The organism is Streptomyces sp. E2N166 (assembly GCF_003671715.1).
Taxonomy (GTDB): Bacteria; Actinomycetota; Actinomycetes; order Streptomycetales; family Streptomycetaceae; genus Streptomyces; species Streptomyces thinghirensis.
In genome coordinates this window covers 1,358,513-1,363,735 of sequence record NZ_RAIF01000032.1, presented here as the reverse complement: position 1 = coordinate 1,363,735, position 5,223 = coordinate 1,358,513, and the positions used below count along the sequence as shown (strand labels likewise).

The following is a 5,223-nucleotide window of genomic DNA, read 5'->3' as shown; positions in this document are numbered from 1 at the left end:
TCGAAGCGGGCCGCCGGTGCGCCGACCGCCGCGGCGACCGTCAGCAGCGCGGCGGCGGTGTGCGCGGCGCGCAGCCGGGCCACCAGGCGGCGCCCGTACCAGAACCCGGGCCGGCCGAGGGCGGTGCGCGCGGGGTCTTCCTCGGGGTCGGTCGCGCGGTCCATCGGCTGCTGGGACTCGTACGCCCGCCAGGTGCGCAGCGACAGATACCACAGCAGGCCGGTGAGCGCGGCGGGCACCGCGGCCGCGAGGGCGAGCCTGCGGCCGGGCGTGCTCCACCAGCCGCCGTCCGACATCACCGGCGACAGGAAACCCAGCCAGGAGTGCCGCTCGGCGCACGCGCGCGTGCCCGCGCACTGCCAGGCGACGAGGTCGAGGGCGACCTCGCAGGCCCCGGCGATCAGCAGCACCGTCAGGGTCAGCCCCGCCAGCCGCACCAGCAGCCCGTACAGGCGTACCGTCCTGGTCCGGCCGTGCGCCGTGGGCCGCATCCAGTGGGCGAGGTTGACCACCATGAACGGCAGGAGCAGCAGCCACAGGGCGCGGGTGCCGTTGCCGGAGGTGAGGTTGCACCAGACGTAGGCCTCGGGCACCGGCCGGCCCCGGTAGTCCTCGGGCCGGGACTCGGCGTCGGCGTCCTCGGCGCGCCGGAAGACGGCCGCGACGTGGTCGCCGGTGATCCGCACGGTCCGCGGGTCGTCCAGCATCTCGGCGGGTGTCGTGCCGCCCACTCCGTGGACCAGGAGTTCCAGGGCGGTGCCGGTCCTCCCGTCCGTCCCGTCTTTCGCGTCGCGTGGTCCGGGGGCGTCCTGTCCGCCCGTCCCGGCCCGTTCCTGCGCCTGCTCCACTGTCCCGCACTCCCCCGTGACGCGCCGTCGGCTCTGTCCGTGCGGGCACAAGGATCTCCGCTGAGCGGGCGGCGCACACCCCTCGGCACGGAATCTCCCCGAACAGTGTGCCGGGTGACGCCGGGGCGGGGCGGAGGTGACATGTGCGCGGCTGGCGGGCGGTGGCGCGGCCCGTGGCGGGGCGTGCGAGGATGGGTCGTCCACGCACCGGAGCCGGGGAACTCCTCGTCGTAGCGGGTGCGCCGGGCGTGTCGGGCGGTTTCGCGGCGAAAGGACCGAAGCGTACGTGAGTGAGAATCCGAACCTCCTCGCGGAGCAGCGGCGCGCCCTGATCCTGGACGAGGTGCGCCGCCGGGGCGGGGTCCGGGTCAACGAGCTGACCCGCAAGCTCGGCGTGTCGGACATGACGGTCCGCCGCGACCTCGACGCGCTGGCCCGGCAGGGCGTGCTGGAGAAGGTGCACGGCGGCGCGGTCCCGGTGGTCGAGGCGAGCACGCACGAGCCGGGGTTCGAGGCGAAGTCGGGTCTGGAGCCGACCGCCAAGGAGGACATCGCACGGGCCGCGGCGGAGCTGGTCGCGCCGGGTGCGGCGATCGCCCTGTCGGGCGGTACCACCACGTACGCGCTGGCGCACCGGCTGCTCGACGTGCCCGACCTGACGGTGGTCACCAACTCGGTGCGGGTGGCCGACGTGTTCCACGTGGCGCAGCGGACCTCGGGCGCGCGGCAGGGTGCGGCCACGGTGGTGCTCACGGGTGGTGTGCGCACGCCCTCCGACTCGCTGGTGGGCCCGGTCGCCGACCAGGCGATCGCGATGCTCCACTTCGACGTGCTGTTCCTCGGCGTGCACGGGATATCGGCCGAGGCCGGCCTGTCGACGCCGAACCTCGCGGAGGCCGAGACCAACCGGCGGCTGGTGCAGTCGGCGCGGCGTGTCGTGGTGGTCGCCGACCACACCAAGTGGGGCGTGGTGGGTTTGAGTTCGTTCGCGGCACTGGAGCAGGTGGACACGCTGGTGACCGACGCCGGCCTGCCGGCGGACGCCCGCGCGGAGATCTCGGAGCACCTGGGGCTGGTCGTGGCGGGCGAGCCGGAGAAGGCCGACTGACCTCGGCGGACGCCGGCGCGCGTCCCTGGCCCCGCTGACACCCGGCGCACCTCAGGCTATCGTGGCGCCTCGTCGCCGATCGTCCGCATCCGCGGCTGCGCCCAAGGGGGTTGCGACCATGGCTCGCCGTCTGCGTCCGGTGGGTCTCGGCTTCGTCGAGACGGCTCCGGTACGCCTGGTCTTCGCGCGGGAGATCTCCGCCGCCCCGGACGTGGTCTTCCGCGCGCTGGCCGAGGACGTTCCGGGCTGGACCGCTTGGTTCTCGGCGGTGGCATTCGCCCGGCCCATCGGTGGCGGCGCGGGGCGCGAGATCCGGCTCAAGGGCGGTACGCGCTTCGTGGAGACGGTGCTGGCCGCCGAACCGCCCGAGGTGTACGCCTATCGCGTCGACGTCACCAACGCGCCCGGCGCCCGGGCCATGGTCGAGGAGTGGCGGCTGGCGCCGGCCGGGACGGGCACGCGCGTGCAGTGGACGTTCGCCGCGGACGGTACGGCGCCGTTCCGGTTCGTGCTGAACCGCGCGCGTCCGGGTCTGGGGCGGGCCTTCCGGGACGCGGTCACCTCGCTGGACCGGCGGCTCACCCGCCCGTAGCGCGCGGCCGGACCGCCCACCGTTTCCGGCCGGACCGCCCACCGCCTGCGGCCTGCGCCTCGTCGCCCCGGGTCAGCCGGGCCAGGTGCCCGTGTGCAGCAGGGACTCGATCGCCGCCGTGTACGGGCCGATGTCGAGGCCCTGCTCGGCGAGCCAGGTGTCCGAGTAGTACTTGTCGAGGTACCGGTCCCCCGGGTCGCACAGCAGCGTCACCACGCTGCCCCGGCGTCCCTCGGCCACCATCTCGGCGACGATCTTCAGCGCGCTCCACAGTCCGGTGCCCGTCGAGCCGCCCGCCTTGCGGCCGATGGCCTGTTCCAGTGCGCGGACGGCCGCCACGCTCGCCGCGTCCGGCACCTTCATCATGCGGTCGATGGCGCCGGGCACGAAGCTGGGTTCCATCCGGGGCCTGCCGATGCCCTCGATCCGGGAGCCGCGGTCGCAGGCGACGTCCGGATCGCCGGTGGTCCAGCCCTCGAAGAAGCAGGAGTTCTCCGGGTCGGCGACGCAGACGCGGGTGTCGTGCTGCATGTAGTGGACGTAACGCGCCAGGGTCGCCGAGGTGCCGCCGGTGCCGGCCGTGGCGACGATCCACGCCGGTTCGGGGAACCGCTCCAGCCGCAGCTGGCGGAAGATCGACTCGGCGATGTTGTTGTTGCCGCGCCAGTCCGTGGCGCGTTCGGCGTAGGTGAACTGGTCCATGTAGTGGCCGCCGGTCTCGGCCGCGAGGCGTGCGGACTCCTCGTACATCCGGCGGGAGTCGTCCACGAAGTGACAGCGTCCACCGTGGAACTCGATCAGACGGATCTTCTCGGGGCTGGTCGTGCGCGGCATGACGGCGATGAACGGGACGCCGATCAGCTTCGCGAAGTACGCCTCGGACACGGCCGTCGAACCGCTGGACGCCTCGATCACCGGGCGGTCCGGCCGGATCCAGCCGTTGCACAGGCCGTAGAGGAAGAGTGAGCGGGCGAGGCGGTGTTTGAGGCTGCCGGTGGGGTGGGTGGACTCGTCCTTCAGATACAGGTCGATGCCCCACCGCTCGGGCAGCGGGAAGAGGAGCAGGTGGGTGTCGGCCGAGCGGTTGGCGTCGGCCTGGACCTTGCGCACGGCTTCTTTGAGCCAAGCGCGGTAGGCGGTGTCGCTGTGGTCGACGTCGAGAGTGGCGCCGGTGCGGGTCTGCTGGGGGGTACTCACGACGGGGCTCCTTAAGGCTGCGCGCCGACGGCGCGTCGCGCGGCCGACGCCTCGATCATAAGCACCTTGCACACGCTTCTCACCTGCATAAACACACCTTTGGGAGGTCCAAAGACTCCCCTGGGGCCCGACCCCCGGCCCGGTGGGGGCGCATTCGCGCGAGTGCTCCGGTCGCCACCGGAAGGGGGCGGCGCGTACTGGTGCTCGGCGCGTGGTGCGGGCAGACTGCCAGCGGGCGGGACCGGGTTCCCGCCGCGGGCGCACACTGGAGCACGACACGAGCCGGCCGGTACCGGGCCCAGCGAGGTGCACGGTCCGGCAACCGACGCGCGCGAGGGGGCGACGGCATGGCGGAGCCGGAGTTCAGGGCCACGGGGGTGCGGATCGGCAAGCGGCTGCGGTCACTCACCCGGGCCGGAACGGTCCGGATCAGCGGTGGCCGGGTGGAGTTGCTCACCAGCTACGGCAGTGAGATCGACAGCGCTCCGGTGCAGGCGGTACGCGCCTCCAAGCCCTGGTTCGCCCCGGAGGACCGGGCCCTCGCCGACCTCAACGGCAAGCGGTACCTGCTGACGCTCGGCGAGCACGACCCCGCGCCGGGCGAGCCGGGTCCGCCCGCGGCTCGCCATTTCATCGAGGCGGTGCGCAGGGCGGCCGGGCACCGCGGTTGAGATGTCCGTAAGTTGCGGTGCCTCACCCCTTGCGTCACGCTGGTCTCACGTCACTCTGGGTTTACCGGCGATAACGCTGCGAACCAGCCCGCCGGCCATGACAGCAGGCGGCGATGCGCCGCGTGCGCCCTGCTGGATCCGAACTCCGTGTTCTTCCGGACCTCTATGTCGGGGAGTCGCAGCCGTGATCAGTCACCCAAGCAGACACTGCACGGTGGAGCTCCAAGCCCTGCCGTCGCGGATCGGCCAGGTCCGCAGAATCGTATCTGCGCAATTGCGCTACTGGCATATGGATTCCCTGATCGACCGGGCCGCGCTCGGCGTGACGGAGCTGTTGACCAACGTCCACCTGCATGCCCGGCCCGACAAGACGTGCACCGTGGAGATAGAGCTGCTCCTTGACCGGCTCACGGTCTCCGTGCGCGACCACGACCCGCGTCTGCCCGTGGTGGACGACGCCGAGCCGCTCGCGACCTGCGGACGCGGGCTCTCGATGGTGGCCGCGATGAGTGAGAGCTGGGGCGCCCGGCCGGACGGCGAGTCCGGCAAGGTCGTCTGGTTCACGCTCCCGACGGCCGTCACCGCCGCGCCGGTCACCGCGACACCCGTCTCCGCGCGCCCGCCGCGACGCCTGGTCGAGGAGGTGCCGGCCGCCGCGTTCGCGGAGGTCGAGCACGCGGTCGACCTGGGCAGACCCCAACCCGCTCCCGCCCGGTCGGCCGTTGCCGGCTGACCGGGCGGTGACCCTTCGATGCCGCGGGCCGTGCGGCCCGGTACCGGCCTCGCCGCCGGCGAGCGGTCCGGCGC

Annotated in this window: 5 protein-coding genes and 1 pseudogene; 4 read left to right on the top strand and 2 right to left on the bottom strand. The window is 73.1% G+C overall.

Annotation, left to right across the window (positions count from 1 at the left end; genetic code table 11):
• Window positions 1-848: pseudogene (locus EBH09_RS39505) on the bottom strand (hypothetical protein); the annotation flags it as partial.
• A 286-nt stretch (window positions 849-1,134) separates the two neighbouring features.
• Between EBH09_RS39505 and EBH09_RS33085 the strand changes: the two are divergent.
• The gene (locus EBH09_RS33085; RefSeq protein ID WP_121750516.1) at window positions 1,135-1,956 is read left to right on the top strand and encodes a DeoR/GlpR family DNA-binding transcription regulator; all 822 of its coding nucleotides are present in this window, start codon (window positions 1,135-1,137) and stop codon (window positions 1,954-1,956) included.
• A 118-nt stretch (window positions 1,957-2,074) separates the two neighbouring features.
• Window positions 2,075-2,548 (top strand): SRPBCC family protein, encoded by a 474-nt coding sequence (locus EBH09_RS33080; protein WP_121750515.1) that lies wholly within the window; start codon window positions 2,075-2,077, stop codon window positions 2,546-2,548.
• A 72-nt stretch (window positions 2,549-2,620) separates the two neighbouring features.
• Here the strand turns inward: EBH09_RS33080 and EBH09_RS33075 are convergent, their stop codons facing one another.
• Window positions 2,621-3,745, bottom strand: a complete 1,125-nt coding sequence (locus EBH09_RS33075) for a PLP-dependent cysteine synthase family protein (RefSeq protein ID WP_121750514.1) — start codon at window positions 3,743-3,745, stop codon at window positions 2,621-2,623.
• Between the two features lie 347 nt (window positions 3,746-4,092).
• On the opposite strand from EBH09_RS33075, the gene EBH09_RS33070 reads away from it, so the two are divergent.
• Entirely contained in the window at window positions 4,093-4,416 is a 324-nt protein-coding gene (locus EBH09_RS33070; RefSeq protein WP_121750513.1) for a hypothetical protein, read from the top strand.
• A 184-nt stretch (window positions 4,417-4,600) separates the two neighbouring features.
• Window positions 4,601-5,149, top strand: a complete 549-nt coding sequence (locus EBH09_RS33065) for an ATP-binding protein (protein ID WP_193776658.1) — start codon at window positions 4,601-4,603, stop codon at window positions 5,147-5,149.
• Window positions 5,150-5,223 lie beyond the last annotated feature (74 nt).

Excerpts from the sequence above, each read along its gene's own strand:
- EBH09_RS33070 (WP_121750513.1), top strand. The coding sequence starts at position 4,093 with ATGGCGGAGCCGGAGTTCAGGGCCACGGGGGTGCGGATCGGCAAGCGG.
- EBH09_RS33080 (WP_121750515.1), top strand. The coding sequence starts at position 2,075 with ATGGCTCGCCGTCTGCGTCCGGTGGGTCTCGGCTTCGTCGAGACGGCT.